Genomic DNA, 18,544 nt, shown 5'->3' with positions numbered 1-18,544 from the left:
TTATTTTTAATATTCTGGTGCCAGTTCAATTTCTAGTCCTTCGAGATCTTCGGTAATCGGGATTTGGCAACCAAGCCTGCTGTTGGGTTTCACGTAAAATGCTTCAGAAAGCATCGCTTCTTCCTCATCACCCATTTCGGGCAGATCGAAATCATTTAACACATAGCATTGGCACGAAGCACACATGGCCATGCCGCCGCAAACACCGATCGTTCCTTCGGGAGCGAGTTCGCAGGCACGGCAAACTTCCATGATTGTCATCGCCATATCTGTTGGCGCCTGGATTTCATGGACAACGCCTTCGCGGTCTGTGATTTTTATATTGACATCCTGAGCCATTAGTCGATTGCTTTTACCACTGCTTTTTCAGCTTCTTTCCGGGTGCCGTCAAAACCGTCAACGCCAGCTACAGTCGTATATTTCATTACATATTTTTTGCCTGGATTCATGCGTTGGTACACACTTTGGCACATTAAGGTCGCTTCATGAAAACCGCAAAGGATCAGTTTTAATTTGCCCGGATAAATGTTGACGTCGCCAATGGCGTAAATCCCGGGAATGTTGGTTTGGTAATCCAAAGCATTGTCGACTTTGATTGCATTTTTTTCAATTTCGAGTCCCCAGTTTGCAATTGGGCCGAGTTTTGGCGACAATCCGAAAAGCGGAATAAAATAATCGGTTTCGATTTTGCGGTGTGCGCCGTTTTCTTCGATGTCGAGCGACTCTATATGTTCCGAGCCATTGATTCCGATGACTTCTGCGGGCGTAACCAATTTGATCCTGCCTTCGTTTTTAAGTTCCTGGACTTTATCAACCGAATCGAGTGCGCCGCGGAATTCATTTCTTCTGTGGATCAAAGTCACTTCTGAAGCGACATCGGAAAGGAAAACGCTCCAGTCTAATGCCGAATCGCCACCTCCGGCAATCACAACGCGTTTGTTGCGGAATTCTTCAGGATTTTTGATGAAATATTTGACGCCTTTGTCTTCGTAGAATTCGATATCTTGAATAAGCGGTTTTCTGGGTTCAAAACTGCCAAGTCCGCCCGCAATCGCGATCGAATTGGCGTGGTGTTTCGTGCCTTTGTCTGTGGTGACGATGAATGTTCCGTCTTCGAGTTTTTCGATCGTGTCTGCGCGTTCGCCGAGTGTAAATCCGGGTTGGAACTGTTTGATCTGCTCCATTAAATTGGTAACGAGATCGCCCGCTAAAACTTCCGGAAAACCAGGAATGTCGAAAATTGGTTTTTTTGGATACAATTCGGTTAACTGCCCGCCGGGTTGGGGCAAAGCGTCGATGATGTGGCATTTTAATTTGAGAAGTCCGGCTTCAAAAACGGCGAAAAGTCCGGTTGGGCCGGCGCCGATAATTAAGATATCTGTTTCAATCATTTCTTTTGTGCTAAGGTTTTCGAAGGCAAAATAACGCTTAAGAAAACATTCTTAATATGATAATTGTCAGTTTTGAGAAAGTTGTCCCTAAGTAGGCGCGTTAGGGATTGAGGCGGTATCCTTTTTATTGCGCCCGAAAGGCGAAAATAAAAAGATATAGCCGAAAGCCCGGCCGCAGGCAACGCCCAAAAACAAACAAAATTTATTTATGCGATGTTGACCACCGTTTCGATTTGCGGGGCAAATTTCTTGATCGTCGTTTCGACTCCGGCTTTGAGCGTCATTTGATTTACGCTACATGAAATGCAGGCGCCTTCGAGGCGAACGGTCACGTGCTTGTCGTCTTCAATCGAGATCAAAGTGATGTCGCCGCCGTCGGATTTTAGGAACGGGCGAATTTCTTCGAGCGCTTTTTCGACGTTTGTGGTTAATTCTTGTGTATCCATTTTCTTTATTTGAAAATTTATTTTTTATTGACTGCGGAACATCCGGCCATGGTCGTGATTTTAATGGCTTCGCTTGGTGGAAGGCTTTCGTTTCTATTTACAGTTTCCTGAACGACGTTTCTGGTGATTTCCTCGAATACGGTTTCGATGACAGATGCGGTTTGCAACGCTGCCGGACGGCCGTAATCTCCGGCTTCGCGGATTGATTGCACCAAAGGCACTTCGCCTAAGAACGGAACTCCTAAATCTTCTGCAAGGTTTTTTGCGCCTTCTTTACCGAAGATGTAATATTTGTTTTCTGGCAATTCTTCCGGTGTGAAATACGCCATGTTTTCGATAATTCCCAAAACGGGAACGTTGATGCTTTCTGACAAGAACATCGAAACGCCTTTTTTGGCATCGGCCAATGCCACAGCTTGCGGCGTGCTGACGACAACGGCACCGGTGATGGGAAGCGATTGCATGATCGACAAATGGATGTCGCCTGTTCCTGGCGGAAGATCGATGAGCATGAAATCAAGTTCGCCCCAGTCGGCATCAAAGATCATTTGGTTCAGCGCTTTTGAAGCCATTGGCCCGCGCCAGATGACGGCTTGGCTTGGCGCTGTAAAAAATCCGATAGACAATATTTTGATTTCGAAACTTTCGATGGGTTTCATTTTCGATTTTCCGTCTACGACAACCGAAATTGGCTTTTCGTTTTCTACGTCAAACATGATTGGCATTGATGGCCCGTAAATATCGGCATCGAGGATTCCGACTGCGAAACCCATTTTGGCTAAAGTTACCGCAATGTTTGCCGTTACGGTAGATTTTCCAACGCCGCCTTTTCCTGAAGCTACCGCAATGATGTTTTTGATTCCGGGAATGGCTTTTCCTTTGATCTCATTTGCTTTTTCTGGCGCTTCGACTTTGATGTTGACCTTTACTTTTGCATCGGGTGAGAATTTCTCGTGGATCAGTTTGCGGATGTCGTCTTCAGCACGTTTTTTAATGTGCATCGCCGGCGTGTGCAAAACCAAATCTACAATTGCTTCTTCCCCAAAAGTGACAACGTTTGTGACTGCGCCGCTTTCTACCATATTTTTTCCTTCTCCCGCAATCGAAATGGTTTCGAGCGCTTTAAGAATTTCTTTTCTGTCTAATTTCATAATGATTTTCTGTCTTAATTCAGACTGATTTTAGATTGCAAAGATAGCAGGAAAAGTTCAGAAACTAAAGTTAATGGATTGAATTTATCGATGGTAGAATGTGGGTTTATAAAACACAATCGGCAGGACAAAAATTGCCTGCCGACTGGTGATTTTTAACTGATCTGAAAGGCCGCTATTCGTATTTGAGGTATTTTAAAACATTGATTCTCGTGGCCTGATATGCTTTTGTGACTACGATGAAAATCGTGAGTGTACAAAGCACTACAAATCCGATGAGGAAGGGAACGGCTGAAATCGTGATCCGATAGGCGAAATTCTCGAGCCATTTGTTGAGTACCAACCACGTTGGCACGAAGGCGACTATGAATCCGATGATACAGAAAATCAAATATTGCCTTGATAATTCTTTTAACAACGATCCGGTTTCGGCGCCAAGCGTTTTGCGGATTGCGATTTCTTTCATTCTTCTTTCGATCGAATACGAGGCAAGTGCGAACAATCCGAAGAGCGCGATTAGAATTACAACGACATTCAATAGGGAAAACAGGTTTTTTTGTTTGACATAATTTTCATAAGTCCGCGCATATTGCTTGTCTACAAAATCATATTGAAACGGATAGTCGCCATCTACATTTTTTTTCCAGAATTTCTCAATGTCGGCAATGGTTTGCTCCATGTTTCCTGATTTGATCTTTACATGGATTTTATTGGCATTTTGCAGCATCCAATCGATTGTTTTAAAATGAAAGAATACCATTGGCGGCACTTTTTCCTGTGGCCCAAACAGATTAAAATCTTTTACGACTCCAATTATTTTTAGCTTTTTGTCATTCCATTTCACTTCTTTTCCTATTGGGTCTTTTTCGTTCATTTCCCGCAGCGCAGTTTCATTGACCAATATGGAAGAAATTGTGTCTGACGCAAATTTTTCAGACAATGTTCGCCCTTCTTTGATTTTGATCTGCATCATTTCCAGCATTCCGAAATCTACAGCCATATTCCTGCCCTGAATGTTATGGCCGTCTTTGTAGGCAAAACCAGTCGTTGAACCGTCTCCCGTTCCGAAACTAAAAGCGCCAGTCGCTACCTGTTGCACGCCGCTGATTTTAGAGATCTCGGCCTTGACCATATTGTATCGGTTAGAGATTTTTTGCTTGTAATTTTTTTCTTTCCAATTGTACTTATTCCGATAATTGATCGAAAGCACCTGATCACCTTTAAATCCTAAGTCTTTGGTAGAAATGTATTGAATTTGTTCATAGACGATATACGATCCGATGATAAAAAAAGTAGCAATTGCAAATTGGACGATCAACATGCCGTTGCGCAGCCAAATGCCGCTTTTGCTTCGTCCGAAGTTGCCTTTCAGAACTTTTAAAGTTTCAAAATTGGAAACATAAACGGCAGGGAAAACGCCGGCAACAGCAATTGTAAACAGGAAAATACCAACCAGCTGTAGGTAAAACTGTTCGCCATGAATGACCAGTTTTTTATTCAAAAAATCATTGTAATAGGGCAACGACAGCTCTACAATCGCCAGTGCCAACAATATGGCAAATGCTGTTATTAAGGTCGTTTCAAATAAAAACTGTTTGATGATATTGCTTTTAGAAGCACCGATAATTTTTCGCACACCTACTTCTTTGGCTCTTTTGATCGCATTGGCCGTAGCGAGATTGATGTAATTCACGATGGAAAGAATCAATATCAAAACCGACAAGCCAACCATGATCAGCAGCATCTGATAGTTGCCTTTTCCTTCTGCAAAACCATCTGAAATGGAATGCAGCCTTGATATTTTTATAGGTTCCAGAATTACTTTTAAATCGTCTCCGCCATTTTTCTTGAGCCACTGATCGACTGTAATTCCTTCAGATTTTGCCCATTTTACCACCCTGTTTTCAAACATTAAATGCTGAATCCTGGCAACAACTTTGTCTTTATCGTTTGGGTTTTTGAGTTTTATCATCAGTCCGTAACTGAAGTTTCCCCAACTTCCACCATCTTCGAGTCTGTCATCCATTAAATTAACAACCGCTTCGGGCTGTATAGAGGATTTGCCGGGAAACGTATAAACGCCCCGAACCATTAGTTTCTTTCCTGAATAAGTGACAATTTTGCCTATCGGATCTTCACTTCCAAATATCTTGATTGAAGCCTCTTTTGAAATCGCAATGCTCGCATTATCCTTCAAAGCCGTTTTTATATCTCCTTTTATAAAATGAAACGGGAACATTTCGAAAAATGTTTTCTGAGTATTGGTAATCTTGATGATTTCTTTTTTGTTTTTATATTGGATAATTTCTTCGTAATACCAATTATCCATATAACAATACGATTCAATTTCGCTAAAATCGGTTTTAAGATGCGCTTCCAATGGCGCCACATTACTCGCCCAGTAATCTGTCGGGCTTACTCTGTTTATAGACTGGAAAACCCTGTCTTTATAAGGATTCCAGTCGTTGTAAGACTGTTCCTCGTTCCAATATAAGATCGCGAAAATAATTCCCGCAATTCCGATGCTAAGTCCGAGCACATTCAAAATTGAAAACAATAAATTTTGCTTCAATTGGTACACAAATATTTTTATCCAGTTTAAAATCATGACGGCTGGTTTTTTTTGTTGATGGAAAGCGCCGGTTTAAATGCGTGTTTTACGGAAACCGAATCTGAAACAGAGCGTGACATTTCGATTTTGCTGCTGTCGATTGCGATTTTTATATCGGCATCGTAAACCTGAACCAACAATGACGCGAGCACAGCGGTGATTTTGAAGACTACTTTTGTCATGACCTTAATTTTTAGCATCCATAAAAACGTCCATGTTGCGTTGGTTTTTCTTTTCAGAAAAGATGATTCCGTCTTTCATGTGAATCGTGCGTTGTGAAAACGACGCGTCATAATCAGAATGCGTGACCATCAAAATCGTCGCGCCAGCTGCATGAAGTTCTGTCAGCAGTTCCATGACTTCGTTGCCGTTTTTGCTGTCAAGATTTCCCGTGGGCTCATCGGCAAGAATAATTTTAGGCGAATTTACCAAAGCACGAGCCACAGCAACCCGCTGTTGCTGACCGCCCGAAAGTTGTTGCGGATAATGCTTCAGCCGGTGTGAAATTCCGAGAATTCCTGCGATTTCTTCCACTTTTTTAATGCGGTCGGATGCTTTGACATTGTTGTAAATCAGTGGCAATTCAATATTGTCGTAAACTGAAAGCTCGTCAATCAGGTTAAAATTCTGGAAGATAAATCCGATGTTTTCCTTGCGGACAGCAGCGCGGCTTTGCTCTTTGAGGCCGATCATTTCTTTGCCTGTGAGTTCGTAATTTCCGCCCGAAGCACTGTCGAGCAATCCGATAATGTTCAGTAGTGTTGATTTTCCGCAGCCCGATGGCCCCATAATCGAAAGGAAATCGCCTTCATTAATTTGCAGGTTGATGCCGTTTAAAGCAGCGGTTTCGACTTCTTCAGTACGGAAAATTTTTGTGAGGTTTTTGATGGTGATCATGATTTCGTTTTTTGATTGTTTAAAATTAACTGTTTCATTTTTGATTAATGATTGAAATTTATTTGATAATTGGATTTGATGGATAATGGATGATTGATAACTACCTTATATGCAATGTTTCTTTGTGTAGTGCCTTTCAACTTATTCTTTAGTTAAGTTTAAAACTTCTACATCTTTAAAATCTGCATAAGAAGATGTGATGACTTTATCGCCAGATTTCAAACCGCTAATGACCTCATAATAATCGGGATTTTCGCGTCCGGTTTTTATTGGCTTTTTGATGGCTTCGTTTCCGTGGATCACAAAAATCCATTTACCAGAAGTGTCGCTGAAAAATTGGCCTTTCGGCAGTACCAGAACTTTATTTTTTTCTGAAAGCGTCAGTTTAACTCCAAAACTCAAGCCTTGCTGCAAGACGAGTTGGTCTTTTCCAATGAAAGCCAATTCAATCTGAAAGCGCCCATTTTTAACTTCAGGCAAAATTTTAATGACCAAAACTTCAATTTGATTTCCTTTATAATCAACCGTTCCTTTTTGCCCAACAGCCGTTTTTTCGAGGTAAAATTCATCGACATCGGCAACGAGTTTGTAGCCTTTCATGACATCGATTTTTCCAATGCTTTCGCCGCCTTGATACGTTTTTCCGAGAATCGGTTCAAATGAGGTCAGGTTTCCCGAAGCCGGTGCCGTGACCAGGAAATTTTTCTTGTTGCTTCGCAGAATTTCAAGGCTTTTTTCCATCGTTTGGATCGAGCGGTTGATTTGTGAAATCTGGATCTGGTTGGTTTGTTTTTCTTTTTGGATGCTAAGCTGGATGTTGTTTTTTCGTTCTTGCTGGAAACGCAGGTTTTCCTGGATCGTGTTCCAGTCGTTTTTCGAAATGATCTCTTTTTCGTACAGTCTTTTATTCATATCAAACAATCTTTTCGCATCGTTGTAATCGTGATCGATGCTAAGCAAATCCTGAGTTAATGCCAATTCTTGGTTTCGAATGTTGAGTTTTCCGTTGTTCAGGTTGTTCATTTGTTCGATGATCGCCGTTTCCTGCGTCATGTAATTCAGTTCCGAATTCGGGTTGTACATTTTAGCCAGCGCCTGCCCTTTTTCGACATGCGTTCCGTTTTCAGCAAAAATCTCCTGTACCGATCCGCCTTCGGTAATGTTGACAAACATCGCATTTAACGGTTCTACCCTGGCCTGAAAAACCATAAAATCTTCAAAATAGTCATTCGAAACAGTTTTAACCAACAATTCACTTTCATTGACATTGAGGCTTTTCTTTTTCGAAAAAGAGAAATACGCCATCATTCCAAATGCCAAAAAAACAACGGCCGCTATGGTAGCATATTTAATTTTTTTACTTTTACTTTTGATAACGGTGTCCATGATTTATATCGATTTTCGAATGCACATTTAGGAATACTGTGCCACAAAAAATAAAATTGTCAAATCATTGATTTTTAGCCATTTGAATTGAAAATTAAAAACGCCAGCTGTCCAAAAATGAACACTATTGTCCACAATCGGACAACAAAAAACACATGAGAAAAAAACAGGCCTGCATTGTAGTGGTCGACGACCAGGAAGAAATCTTATTTTCGGCCAAAATGGTGCTGAAAAAACATTTCGAAACCATTTTAACTACGAACAATCCAAAAAAAATATACGCGTTTTTATCCGAAAATACGGTTGACGTCATTATGCTCGACATGAATTACCGCATCGGTTTTGAAGACGGCCGCGAAGGCATTCACTGGCTCAAGGAAATTGTGTCGCATTCGCCAAATACCGCGATTATTTTGATGACTGCTTTTGGTAAAATCGAAACCGCCGTTGAAGGCATAAAAATCGGCGCTTTTGATTACGTTTTGAAACCGTGGGAAAATGAAAAACTGCTGCAAACGGTCGAAAATGCGTTGGCCGAAAGCCGTAGAAGACAGAAAAAACCGGTTGCCTTTTCATCTGAAAAGCGATATTTCATCGGCACTTCTCCAAAAATAAAACAAGCGTATTCTGTTGCAGAAAAAGTCGCCAAAACCGATGCGAACGTTCTGATCCTTGGCGAAAACGGAACCGGGAAATTTGTATTTGCCCATTACATCCATCAAAATTCACTTCGAAAAGACAACCCATTTGTTCATGTAGATCTGGGTTCACTGAGTGAAAATTTATTCGAAAGCGAACTGTTCGGTTATGCCAAAGGCGCATTTACCGATGCGAAAACCGACACAGCCGGACGTTTTGAAACCGCTTCGGGCGGAACGATTTTCCTCGACGAAATCGGGAATATTCCGTTGCATTTGCAATCGAAATTGCTGCATGTTCTGCAAACGAAAACAGTCACGCGACTCGGCGAAAGCAAACCGCGGCCGCTTGATGTGCGAATCATTACAGCTACCAATATTGACATTCAATCTGAAGTCAGGAAGAAAAATTTTCGTGAAGATTTGTTTTACCGGATCAATACAATGGAAATCTTGGTTCCGCCATTGCGCGAACGACAAGGCGATATTTTAAAAATGGCCGAATTCTTATTGCAGCAAACCGGCGAAAAATACAACAATCCGAAACTCGAATTCGATCCGCACAATTTGCATTGGCTTGAAAAATATCCATGGCCGGGAAACATCCGCGAGATGGAAAACAAGATTGAACGCGCGGTGATCTTATCGGATCAACCTAAAATTTCGGTGTCGCAACTTGATATTTTAGATTTCAATCCGACAGAAAATAGCGCGTCAGAAGACAATCCGTTATCGGAAATGGAAAAATCGGCCATTGAAAAATCACTCGTGAAATTCAGCGGAAACATCAGCAAAACCGCCGAAGAACTCGGTTTGTCGCGTGCTGCTTTGTACCGCCGAATGGAAAAATACGACCTTAAAGACAAAACATGAAATTCCACAACGCACTTTTCATAAGGATTTTCTTTTTGCTCGTATTGGTTTCGGGCACTTTTTTTCTGTTGCAGAAACAATTGCCTTACAGTTCGATCCTGGTGGGATTTGTCGTTATTTTATTTTGCATCGAATTGTACTTTTTCGTCCGGAACCGGATGTTATTTTACGACAAAACCATTCTTTCAATCTTACACAACGATTATTCGTCGAATTTTCCGCAGCATTTAAAAACCGGGAATTACAGCAATTTGTATCTTTTATACGACAGTTTAAAATCGAAACAATTTGATCAGGCGTCGCGCGAACAAGTGTATACTTCGATTTTGAACAACATTGATACGGCAGTGATTATCCTTAAAAAATCAGACGCCGACTGGGATGTTTTTCTGATGAATGATTATTTTTCAACCCTTTTTGGTGTGCCGAAATTCCGTCATTGGAAAAATTTAAAAGACAAATTGCCGGCTTTTTGTGCGGAAATTGAAAACGGGAATTTTGACGAAATGAAAACCTCGGTTGAAATCCGGATTGACGAACAGGAATTGCAGACCTATTCGATCCAGACTTCAAAAACGCAATCGTTCGGGCAGGAATATTATGTGATCTTGCTCGACAGCATCCAGAAAGTAATCGAGAAAAAAGAAAAACAGGCCTGGATCAATTTGATGAAAGTGATTTCTCATGAACTGATGAATTCGCTAACGCCGATTCGTTCGCTATCGCAGAGCTTGCACGAAACCGTGAGCCAGGATGAAATCAATTCGGAAGATTTAAACGACATTCGCGAAAGCCTTTCGATGATCGTAAACCGAAGCAACCATTTGCAGTTTTTTGTCGAAAATTACCGCAAGCTGACAATGTTGCCGACTCCTGAAAAACATCCGGAAAATATTAATGCTTTGATAAATGAATGTTTGCTTGTGATGTATCCGTTATTGAAACAGGAAATGATTGAAATCAGCAATGAAATCGAGATTCCGATGCCTTTGACTGTAGATAAAAAACAAATCGAGCAAGTGATTATCAACCTCATCACAAACAGCATTTATGCACTTAAAGACAAAGAGAAACGTCATATTTTCCTGGCTTCATCGATCGAAAACAAGCGTGTTTTCATTACGATTTCCGACACTGGAAAAGGCATTGAAAAAGAAATCCGCGACAAGATTTTCCTTCCGTTTTTCACGACAAGAAAAGATGGCGCAGGAATCGGGCTAACTTTATCCAAGAACATTATTGAAGCGCACGGCGGTTATTTGAGTTATGCTGGAGATAATGGAAATACACAGTTTGTGATTGCCCTTTTGGTTTGATTTTTTGTTGAAGGCTGGAATTGCGTCCGCGTTAGATTTGAAATTAAAAGGAGGAAGCCCAGTGGGCTTCAGGTATAAAAAACATTATTTACAAGTCGTCCGCGTTAGGGATTGCAGCGGAAATCCTTTTATTTTATGTAGCGTAGCGGAAAAAATGAAAGATTGCAGCGGAAAGCCCGGCCGCAGGCAACGCCCAAAATAAATCAATTACTCTTCAAATCCAGGGTTCCAGAAGTGTTTTTCGAAATCGACAATCTGGTTATTGACAACCTTGATGCCTTCGCTTTCGAGCAATTGCTGCATTAAATTGGTTCCTTCGAAATGGTGTTTTCCGGTCAGTAATCCTTTGCGGTTTACAACTCTGTGCGCCGGAACATCTTCGTGTTTTCCTGATGAATTCATTGCCCAGCCGACCATTCTTGCAGATCTTGCACTTCCTAAAACTTTGGCAATTGCGCCGTAAGAAGTGACTTTTCCATACGGAATCTGTCGTGCGATTTCATACACGCGCTCAAAGAAATTGTCGTTTTCGGCCATTATTTCCAGTAGAATTGGATGATGTTGATTGCCGTTAAAACCGACACCAAACCAGTCACCGAACCGATGATGTAATTCATGTTTTTTAAGATGAAAGTCGTTTGTTCTTCCATCTTTTTGAAGAAAGCAATGTAGCAGTAAAAGGCGAAAAATGACCCGATTCCGGAACCCAGAACAAACGTATAAATGAAAGATTTTTCAAAGATGAAATAATTGTACGATGCCAGTGTGATGCTGACGAAAACATAAAACGGGATTGGGAAAAAATTCAATGCCGACAGCAGCATGCCCATAAAAAAACGGCTGCGCTTGCTGTGCATTTTGACTTGCTTTTTTTTCGGCTTGACTTTTTTTGCGGCAAGAAAGAAATAGATTGTCAATGCGGTAAAAACAGCCAATCCAATTTCGCGAAGCATGATCACGATCTGCGGATTGTCATCTATATAATGTGCAAAAACCACCGCAATCAATGTCTGAAAAAGTACTACAATTGAAGCACCAGATGCGAAAACCAATGCGCGTGTCCGGCCTTCTTTTAAGCTCACTTTTGCCGCTGTCATGTTGATCAGCCCTGGTGGAATAATTCCGAAAGTTGACGTGAAAAACCCTAAAACCAGCGGCAAGGCAAAAGCCATATTATTTTATTTTGAAACGAATGTACGTAATCGCTTTGTTAATATCCAAATATTGTTTTTCGTAAAATGTCTGGATTCCAGTCACTTCCGGAGGTGCGCCGGCATTGTTGTATACATTGTGGTTTGCATACAACACTTCATGGCCTTCGCCGTGCAGCAAGCCTAAAGTATAACCGTGCATGAATTCGCTGTCGGTTTTGAGGTTCATGACGCCGTCTTTTTTAAGGATTTTTTTGTACAGTTGCAGGAATTCCGTGTTCGTCATCCGGTGTTTGGTGCGCTTGTATTTGATTTGCGGATCGGGAAAAGTGATCCAGATCTCGTCGACTTCGTTTTCGGAAAAAATATGATTGATGAGTTCGATTTGGGTTCGGATGAAAGCGACATTGTTGAGTCCGTCTTCCACGGCAGTTTTCGCGCCACGCCAGAATCTTGCGCCTTTGATGTCGATCCCGATGAAATTTTTGTTCGGATATTGTTCTGCTAAACCAACGGAATATTCGCCTTTTCCACAACCGAGTTCCAAAACTAACGGATTTTCATTTTTAAAAAAATCAGCGTTCCATTTGCCCTTGAGCGGAAAACTATCTGAAACAACTTCTTCTCTTGTTGGCTGAAAAACGTTTGTGAAAGTTTCGTTTTCCTTAAATCTTTTTAACTTATTTTTACTTCCCACGACTTAAATTAATGTTTTGGCAAAATTACGGAAATATATAAGACGCGAAATGTTTTTATCTTGCCGTGGGAAAACTTAACCTTCCGCTTACAAATGGCTCTTGAAAATTCTTTGAAAAACATCTTGGTTGCCCCGCTGAATTGGGGTTTGGGACACGCAACACGCTGCATTCCGATCATTCGGGCATTGGAACAAAACGGCTTTACGCCAATTTTAGCTTCTGACGGAATCGCTTTGCAGATGTTGCGAAAAGAATTTCCGCACCTGACCGCGCTCGAATTGCCTTCGTATGAAATTACGTATGCTAAAAAAGGTGCGAATTTTAAGTGGAAGATGCTGAAGAACATGCCCACGATGATCGAAGCGGTTCTGAATGAGAAGAGACTCGTGAAAAACTGGGTGAAAGAATACGACCTCATCGGGATTATTTCAGACAACCGGTTGGGCGTTTTCAGCAAAAAAGTGCAATCGGTTTTTATTACGCACCAGCTTAATGTGATTACAGGAAATACCACCTGGATTTCGAGCAAATTGCACCAACAAGTCATTAAAAAGTTCGACGAATGCTGGGTTCCGGATTTTGAGGAAAAGCCGAATCTTTCGGGAAAACTCGGCCATCTGAAAAATTACGATTCAAGGATTAAATACATTGGGCCGTTGAGCCGTTTTGAAAAGAAGCAGCTTCCCAAAAAATATGATCTGATGGTAATTTTATCCGGGCCTGAACCGCAACGCACTTATCTCGAAGACATTTTAACGGAAACACTTCCTGCATTCGAAGGAAATGTGGTTTTCATCAAAGGAAAAATCGAATCCGAACAAAAATCTGAACAATCTGGAAATATTACTTTTTATAATTTTATGGCCAGCAAAGAACTCGAACAAACATTCAACGAAAGTGAAAAAGTGCTTTGCCGTTCGGGTTATACGACGATTATGGATTTGGCGAAACTTGGGAAAAAAGCCTTTTTTATTCCGACTCCGGGACAATACGAACAGGAATATTTAGCGAAGAAATTAAAGCGCGACGGTTTTGCTCCATTTGTCAGACAGGAAGAATTTCACCTCGAAAATTTACTGCAGATTGATCTTTTTAAAGGCTTGCCAACGGCCGAAAGCAAAATCCACTGGAAGAATTTATTTTGCCTTTTCGAGCGTAAATGAGAATTCCGATCCGATTCCGAACTGGCTTTCCACATAAATGCGTTCGTCGTGCGCTTCAATAATGTGCTTTACGATCGACAATCCAAGACCTGAACCGCCGGCATCGCGCGATCCGCTTTTATCGACGCGGTAAAAACGTTCGAACAATCTTGAAATATGTGGTTTTTCGATGCCTTCTCCGTTATCGGTGATGCGGACGATGATTTTATTTTCGGTTAGGCTTTCGATGCTGACTTCGGTGGAACCGTTCTCTTTTCCGTATTTGACAGAATTCATCACAAGATTTGTAATCACCTGTTCGATTTTTTCGCGATCGCCGACGACCATGATCGGTTTGTTGTATTTCATGTCGAACAGCAATAAAATGTCTTTTTTGGAGGCTTCCATTTCCAAAAGATCAAAGACATTTTGTACCAATTTGATGATGTCGAATTTTGTAATTTCAAGATTTAAATCACCGACTTCGAGTTTGGTGATCATGTCGAGATCCTGAACAATATAGATCAGTCTTTCGACACCTTTTTCAGCGCGTTCGAGGTATTTTTTGCGGATGCTTTTGTCGTTCATTGCTCCGTCAAGAAGCGTCGACAAATAGCCCTGAACTGTAAAAAGTGGGGTTTTTAATTCGTGGGAAACATTGCCGAGGAATTCGCGTCGGTATTCTTCACGCACTTTCAGCATTTCGATCTCAAGTTTTTTATCCGTTGCGAATTTCTGGACTTCGCGTGTGAGCGTAGCCATATCGGTGGTAATGGGCTGGTTGCGGAAAGTAGAAGATTCGAGCAGCGACACATCGTCATAAATTTTCTTGACGCGGCGGTAGATGAAATGCTCGACACGGTATTGGAGTACGAAAAAAGAAAACATTCCGATTGAAATAGCAAAGCAAATCGTGAATGGAAGCGAGAAATCCAAGAAAAAAAACATTAAAAAAACCACCAGCCCTGTCGAAAACAGCGTAATGTAAAGCGCCGACTTCACGGCGAATTTGTATGTTTTTTTAAAGCTTACTGCCATTTATACCTCAAACTTATAGCCGACGCCTTTAATGGTTTTAAAGAAATCGTCGCCAATTTTCTCACGCAATTTACGAATATGTACGTCAATGGTGCGTCCGCCAACAATTACTTCGTTGCCCCAGACTTTGTCTAAGATTTCTTCACGCTTGAAAACTTTTCCTGGTTTTGATGCTAAAAGGTAGAACAATTCGAATTCTTTTCTTGGCAAAATGATTTCCTTGTCGTCTTTTACAATTTTATATTCTTCTCGGTTGATTTCAATGCCACCAACATTTAAAGTTTCCGAATTTTGCGCTTCGGCTTCTTTCAATCTTCTTAGTAAAGCTTTGACTTTGCTAACGAGCAATTTTGGTTTGATTGGTTTGGTAATGTAATCATCGGCTCCGGCATCAAAACCGGCAACCTGGGAATAATCTTCGCTTCTTGCAGTTAAAAAAGTGATGATGACGTGGCTGAGTTCTGGGATTTTGCGGATCGCTTCGGTAGCTTCCATACCGTCCATTTCGGGCATCATGACATCCATAATAATAAGATGCGGAAGTTCCTTTTTAGCTTTGGCTACAGCCTCACGACCATTAGCCGCCGTTGAAATCTGATAACCTTCCTGTGCCAGATTGTATCCTACAATTTCTAAGATGTCCGGTTCGTCATCGACCAATAAAATCCTGATGTCTTTTTTTTTCATAATAACAAAAATTGTCTTTTGCAGGTGTAAATGTAAAGATAAAACAATCTGCATAAAACCGGTTAACCGTAATTTAATATGTTAACCTTTTGGTAATGATTACCGAACAAAATAGTAATGCGAAGCTAACACCAACTTTACTATCCGGCGGTTACTTTGCCCAAAATTTAACACACACAACGATGAAATTCAGACTCCTATTTATAACATTATTTATTTGCTCGTTTGCTTTTGCGCAAAAAGGTACAGTTTCGGGTGTATTGACAGATAAGGATGCCAACAATGCGACTTTGCCTTTTGCCAACGCGATGATCAAAGGAACAAACGTTGGAACAACAACAGATGAGAACGGAAAATATTCTTTTAAGGTTGACGCCGGAAACTACACGATCATTTTCAGCTTTTTGGGATATGAAAATGTAGAGCAGAATTTTACGATTGCTGCCGGGGAAAATGTAACCATTAATAAAGGCTTGGGTTCGGGAAGCTACAAACTTGAAGATGTCGTGATTCAGGCGACAGCAAAAAGCCGGGAAAAAGAAACGGCTTTATTATTAGACCAGAAAAATGCAGTCGAGATTAAACAAAATATCGGTGCGCAGGAACTTTCGAGAAAAGGCGTTAGCGATGTGGCAACGGCCATTTCAAAAACTACCGGGGTAACGAAAGAAGAAGGCAGCGGAAATATTTTCGTACGCGGACTTGGCGACCGTTATAACGCGACAACCATGAATGGTTTGCCAATTCCGTCAAACGACCCGGAAAAGAAAAATATGAATCTCGAGAATTTTTCTACAGATATTATCGAGTATATTTCGATTGATAAAGTTTACAGCAGCAGGCTTTTTGGGGATTTTGGCGGAGGAAATGTCGACATCATTTCTAAAAACTACCAAGGAAAAGGTTTTTTCAGGGTTGAAATAGGAACAAATGCAAACACAAATGCCATTGGCGACAAAAACTTCAAATTGCAGAAAGGCCAAGACGATTTTGGCTTCAGCGACCACGGCATACCAAACAATCCTTTAAGGCAATACAACTTCAGGACCCTGGAAAAAGAACACAAAGTTCCGTTTGCAGGAAACCTTGGTTTGTCTGCCGGCGATTCATACAACATTGGCGAAAGCGGGAAACTAAGCCTTTTCGGAACCGTTTCTTTAACAAACGAATACGCGTCAAAAAACAATGCTTCTGCAGCATCTAGTGTAAATCCTGCAGCTACAGGTTCAGGCAATGAAATTGGGTTTTACGGGAAGAAATTCTACAAATACCTTTCTTATACCTATGGAACCAATACGACCGCTATGGGAAATATTGGCTACAAAATCAACAACAACCATAAAGTAAGCTTCAACACTTTGTTCATGAACAGTTCTTCTCAAAGCTCTGAAGAATATTACGGGCGCGATGTAGATGCAAATGCCGAGGAAGGAAACGGGATCACAGTGAGAAACCTTTACACTAAAAATACTTTGTTTGTGAACCAGCTTTTGGGCGAACACAAATTAACCGACCGCATTGTGGCAAATTGGGGTGTTTCTCATAACGTCATTGACGGTGAAATGCCAGACAGGACGACAAATAAGCTTACAACCAATGAAGGAAAATATTACGTCGCAGGACAATCAGCTGCAGACAACAACCACTATTTTCAAGGCTTGACAGAAACCGAAACTGCAGTAAGCGCTGCCGTTGATTATAAAATTGGAAAAACAGGTGAAGGAGAATTCAAAGGGAAGATTACTTTAGGGTACAACGGAAAAGTCAAAGCGCGTGATTTTCAGGCCACGCAATTTAATGTTAAATCAGGGAATGCAGAAATCGATTTTAACAATCCTGACAGTTTTTACAACCAGCAAAATCTTGCGGCCGGACTCATAAACATTAGCACATTCAGGGGCGAAACCGGAATCAAAGGCGCGCTTAACCCACAGTTTTATACGGGAGATCAAACCATCAGCAGCGGTTTTGCCAATTTTGAATACAAATTCGGCGCAAAATTTACGGCTTCGTTAGGCGTGCGCACAGACAGGATCACACAGGACGTCACCTGGAACACTTCATTGGATCCTAAAACGCGTGGCAACAATCTTAATAAAAATGCCTTCATGCCAAACGTGATCCTGAAATACGAATTAAACGACAAGCAAAACCTTCGCTTTGGCTTCAGCCAAACTTACACCTTGCCGCAATTTAAAGAAAGAGCGCTGTTTGTTTATGAAGACATCAACGAAGTACACGTTGGTAACCCTAGATTATACGCTTCCGACAATTACAACGCCGACATCAAATGGGAAATGTTCCCAAAAAGTGAAGAACTGATTTCAGTAACTGCTTTTGGAAAATACATCCAAAACCCAATTAACGAAACCACGATCAACTCAGCCACAAACGATATTTCTTATGTAAATTCAGGTGATAGCGGTTATGCCGTTGGAGCTGAAGTGGAATACCGCAAGTCAATCTTCAATATTGGCGAAAACAATGCACGCAAATTGTCTGCAGGCCTGAATGCATCTTACATTTATACAGACCAGGAACTGGATTCTGAAAAAGTAAAAAGAGAAACCGATTATGAAGTTGATTTTACAAACACCAAAGGAAAGTTCACCGGCGCTTCGCCACTCTTGCTAAACGCCGATCTTACTTACCTGCAAGAATGGAACAACAAAGACAGCAACATTTCTGCAACCATAGCCTACAACTATTTCTCAGACCGCGTGTATGCTCTTGGAACAACACAGCGTGGAAACCAGATTGATGAAGCGGTTGGCACACTCGATTTTATCCTCAAATCCAAATTCAATAAAAATCTTGGCCTGGGCCTTGCCATTAAAAATATCCTTGACCCAACGATCAACAGGGTACAGGCAAATGCAGGAGGCGACGTCAATATGTTATCTTATACTAAAGGACTCAATTTAAGCCTTGGGCTAAATTATCAGTTCTAAATAATTTTGAATTAGAGTTAGTAGTTAGTAAGGAGTCATGAAAATGGCTCCTTTTTTCATAACATCTCCCTAACGTTTCCTTAATCATAACATCAGGATTCCTTAATTATACTATGACGTTTACTTAACCTGTCTTTTAAAATCCGAAACGATATTTGCAATGAAATT

Annotated in this window: 17 protein-coding genes; 4 read left to right on the top strand and 13 right to left on the bottom strand. The window is 41.1% G+C overall.

Annotated elements, in window-relative coordinates; translation table 11 throughout:
- Positions 1 to 6 precede the first annotated feature (6 nt).
- The 8 genes from BLS32_RS14255 to BLS32_RS14220 form a co-directional block, all read right to left on the bottom strand.
- On the bottom strand, positions 7 to 339 hold the full coding sequence (locus BLS32_RS14255; protein WP_091397285.1) for a 2Fe-2S iron-sulfur cluster-binding family protein: 333 nt from the start codon (positions 337 to 339) through the stop codon (positions 7 to 9).
- On the bottom strand, positions 339 to 1,391 hold the full coding sequence (locus tag BLS32_RS14250; protein WP_091397281.1) for an NAD(P)/FAD-dependent oxidoreductase: 1,053 nt from the start codon (positions 1,389 to 1,391) through the stop codon (positions 339 to 341). The genes BLS32_RS14255 and BLS32_RS14250 overlap by 1 nt, the downstream gene beginning before the upstream one ends.
- Positions 1,392 to 1,597: 206 nt before the next feature.
- On the bottom strand, positions 1,598 to 1,837 hold the full coding sequence (locus tag BLS32_RS14245; protein ID WP_091397278.1) for a NifU family protein: 240 nt from the start codon (positions 1,835 to 1,837) through the stop codon (positions 1,598 to 1,600).
- A gap of 17 nt (positions 1,838 to 1,854) precedes the next feature.
- The gene (locus tag BLS32_RS14240) at positions 1,855 to 2,988 is read right to left on the bottom strand and encodes an Mrp/NBP35 family ATP-binding protein (RefSeq protein ID WP_170227571.1); all 1,134 of its coding nucleotides are present in this window, start codon (positions 2,986 to 2,988) and stop codon (positions 1,855 to 1,857) included.
- 175 nt (positions 2,989 to 3,163) lie between these two features.
- The gene (locus BLS32_RS14235; protein ID WP_091397271.1) at positions 3,164 to 5,596 is read right to left on the bottom strand and encodes an ABC transporter permease; all 2,433 of its coding nucleotides are present in this window, start codon (positions 5,594 to 5,596) and stop codon (positions 3,164 to 3,166) included.
- The gene (locus BLS32_RS14230; RefSeq protein WP_139171781.1) at positions 5,593 to 5,781 is read right to left on the bottom strand and encodes a hypothetical protein; all 189 of its coding nucleotides are present in this window, start codon (positions 5,779 to 5,781) and stop codon (positions 5,593 to 5,595) included. Before BLS32_RS14230 ends, BLS32_RS14235 begins: the two co-directional genes overlap by 4 nt.
- Before the next feature lie 4 nt (positions 5,782 to 5,785).
- Positions 5,786 to 6,496, bottom strand: a complete 711-nt coding sequence (locus BLS32_RS14225) for an ABC transporter ATP-binding protein (protein ID WP_091397266.1) — start codon at positions 6,494 to 6,496, stop codon at positions 5,786 to 5,788.
- Positions 6,497 to 6,637: 141 nt separating this feature from the next.
- Positions 6,638 to 7,882 carry an efflux RND transporter periplasmic adaptor subunit gene (locus BLS32_RS14220; protein ID WP_170227570.1) on the bottom strand — a complete coding sequence of 415 codons (1,245 nt, stop codon included), beginning with the start codon at positions 7,880 to 7,882 and terminating at the stop codon, positions 6,638 to 6,640.
- 155 nt (positions 7,883 to 8,037) lie between these two features.
- Between BLS32_RS14220 and BLS32_RS14215 the strand changes: the two genes are divergently transcribed.
- Positions 8,038 to 9,393 carry a sigma-54-dependent transcriptional regulator gene (locus BLS32_RS14215; RefSeq protein WP_091397263.1) on the top strand — a complete coding sequence of 452 codons (1,356 nt, stop codon included), beginning with the start codon at positions 8,038 to 8,040 and terminating at the stop codon, positions 9,391 to 9,393.
- Positions 9,390 to 10,709, top strand: a complete 1,320-nt coding sequence (locus BLS32_RS14210) for a sensor histidine kinase (protein WP_091397259.1) — start codon at positions 9,390 to 9,392, stop codon at positions 10,707 to 10,709. Before BLS32_RS14215 ends, BLS32_RS14210 begins: the two co-directional genes overlap by 4 nt.
- A gap of 207 nt (positions 10,710 to 10,916) precedes the next feature.
- Here the strand turns inward: BLS32_RS14210 and BLS32_RS14200 are convergent, their stop codons facing one another.
- Genes BLS32_RS14200 through trmB form a run of 3 tightly spaced genes read right to left on the bottom strand, consistent with a single transcriptional unit; the run spans position 10,917 to position 12,557 of the window.
- Positions 10,917 to 11,246: an MGMT family protein gene (locus BLS32_RS14200; protein WP_091397255.1), complete on the bottom strand. Its 330-nt coding sequence runs from the start codon at positions 11,244 to 11,246 to the stop codon at positions 10,917 to 10,919.
- Complete coding sequence (locus BLS32_RS14195) at positions 11,246 to 11,881, bottom strand: LysE family transporter (protein WP_091397252.1); 636 nt, start codon at positions 11,879 to 11,881, stop codon at positions 11,246 to 11,248. Before BLS32_RS14195 ends, BLS32_RS14200 begins: the two co-directional genes overlap by 1 nt.
- Before the next feature lies 1 nt (position 11,882).
- Positions 11,883 to 12,557, bottom strand: coding sequence for a tRNA (guanosine(46)-N7)-methyltransferase TrmB (gene trmB, locus BLS32_RS14190; RefSeq protein ID WP_091397250.1), 675 nt, complete (start codon positions 12,555 to 12,557; stop codon positions 11,883 to 11,885).
- A gap of 93 nt (positions 12,558 to 12,650) precedes the next feature.
- Between trmB and BLS32_RS14185 the strand changes: the two genes are divergently transcribed.
- Positions 12,651 to 13,721, top strand: coding sequence for a glycosyltransferase (locus tag BLS32_RS14185; protein WP_091397249.1), 1,071 nt, complete (start codon positions 12,651 to 12,653; stop codon positions 13,719 to 13,721).
- Here the strand turns inward: BLS32_RS14185 and BLS32_RS14180 are convergent.
- Both BLS32_RS14180 and BLS32_RS14175 read right to left on the bottom strand, forming a co-directional pair.
- Positions 13,695 to 14,738, bottom strand: coding sequence for a sensor histidine kinase (locus tag BLS32_RS14180; protein ID WP_091397245.1), 1,044 nt, complete (start codon positions 14,736 to 14,738; stop codon positions 13,695 to 13,697). The two genes, BLS32_RS14185 and BLS32_RS14180, sit on opposite strands and share 27 nt — an antisense overlap.
- On the bottom strand, positions 14,739 to 15,425 hold the full coding sequence (locus BLS32_RS14175; RefSeq protein ID WP_091397242.1) for a response regulator transcription factor: 687 nt from the start codon (positions 15,423 to 15,425) through the stop codon (positions 14,739 to 14,741).
- A 182-nt stretch (positions 15,426 to 15,607) separates the two neighbouring features.
- On the opposite strand from BLS32_RS14175, the gene BLS32_RS14170 reads away from it, so the two are divergent.
- Positions 15,608 to 18,376: a TonB-dependent receptor gene (locus tag BLS32_RS14170; RefSeq protein WP_091397240.1), complete on the top strand. Its 2,769-nt coding sequence runs from the start codon at positions 15,608 to 15,610 to the stop codon at positions 18,374 to 18,376.
- The last annotated feature ends 168 nt before the right edge of the window (positions 18,377 to 18,544 follow it).

Origin of the sequence: Flavobacterium noncentrifugens, assembly GCF_900100375.1 — a bacterium.
Classification (GTDB): Bacteria; Bacteroidota; Bacteroidia; order Flavobacteriales; family Flavobacteriaceae; genus Flavobacterium; species Flavobacterium noncentrifugens.
This window is presented reverse-complemented; position numbering and strand designations above follow the sequence as displayed.

Bases quoted from the DNA above. Each gene is read 5' to 3' on its own strand.
- BLS32_RS14170 (WP_091397240.1), top strand. From the start codon at position 15,608: ATGAAATTCAGACTCCTATTTATAACATTATTTATTTGCTCGTTTGCT.
- BLS32_RS14255 (WP_091397285.1), bottom strand. From the start codon at position 339: ATGGCTCAGGATGTCAATATAAAAATCACAGACCGCGAAGGCGTTGTC.
- BLS32_RS14175 (WP_091397242.1), bottom strand. From the start codon at position 15,425: ATGAAAAAAAAAGACATCAGGATTTTATTGGTCGATGACGAACCGGAC.
- BLS32_RS14220 (WP_170227570.1), bottom strand. From the start codon at position 7,882: ATGGACACCGTTATCAAAAGTAAAAGTAAAAAAATTAAATATGCTACC.
- BLS32_RS14185 (WP_091397249.1), top strand. From the start codon at position 12,651: ATGGCTCTTGAAAATTCTTTGAAAAACATCTTGGTTGCCCCGCTGAAT.
- BLS32_RS14230 (WP_139171781.1), bottom strand. From the start codon at position 5,781: ATGACAAAAGTAGTCTTCAAAATCACCGCTGTGCTCGCGTCATTGTTG.
- BLS32_RS14225 (WP_091397266.1), bottom strand. From the start codon at position 6,496: ATGATCACCATCAAAAACCTCACAAAAATTTTCCGTACTGAAGAAGTC.
- BLS32_RS14245 (WP_091397278.1), bottom strand. From the start codon at position 1,837: ATGGATACACAAGAATTAACCACAAACGTCGAAAAAGCGCTCGAAGAA.
- BLS32_RS14250 (WP_091397281.1), bottom strand. From the start codon at position 1,391: ATGATTGAAACAGATATCTTAATTATCGGCGCCGGCCCAACCGGACTT.
- BLS32_RS14240 (WP_170227571.1), bottom strand. From the start codon at position 2,988: ATGAAATTAGACAGAAAAGAAATTCTTAAAGCGCTCGAAACCATTTCG.
- BLS32_RS14180 (WP_091397245.1), bottom strand. From the start codon at position 14,738: ATGGCAGTAAGCTTTAAAAAAACATACAAATTCGCCGTGAAGTCGGCG.
- BLS32_RS14195 (WP_091397252.1), bottom strand. From the start codon at position 11,881: ATGGCTTTTGCCTTGCCGCTGGTTTTAGGGTTTTTCACGTCAACTTTC.
- BLS32_RS14235 (WP_091397271.1), bottom strand. From the start codon at position 5,596: ATGATTTTAAACTGGATAAAAATATTTGTGTACCAATTGAAGCAAAAT.
- BLS32_RS14210 (WP_091397259.1), top strand. From the start codon at position 9,390: ATGAAATTCCACAACGCACTTTTCATAAGGATTTTCTTTTTGCTCGTA.
- BLS32_RS14200 (WP_091397255.1), bottom strand. From the start codon at position 11,246: ATGGCCGAAAACGACAATTTCTTTGAGCGCGTGTATGAAATCGCACGA.
- BLS32_RS14215 (WP_091397263.1), top strand. From the start codon at position 8,038: ATGAGAAAAAAACAGGCCTGCATTGTAGTGGTCGACGACCAGGAAGAA.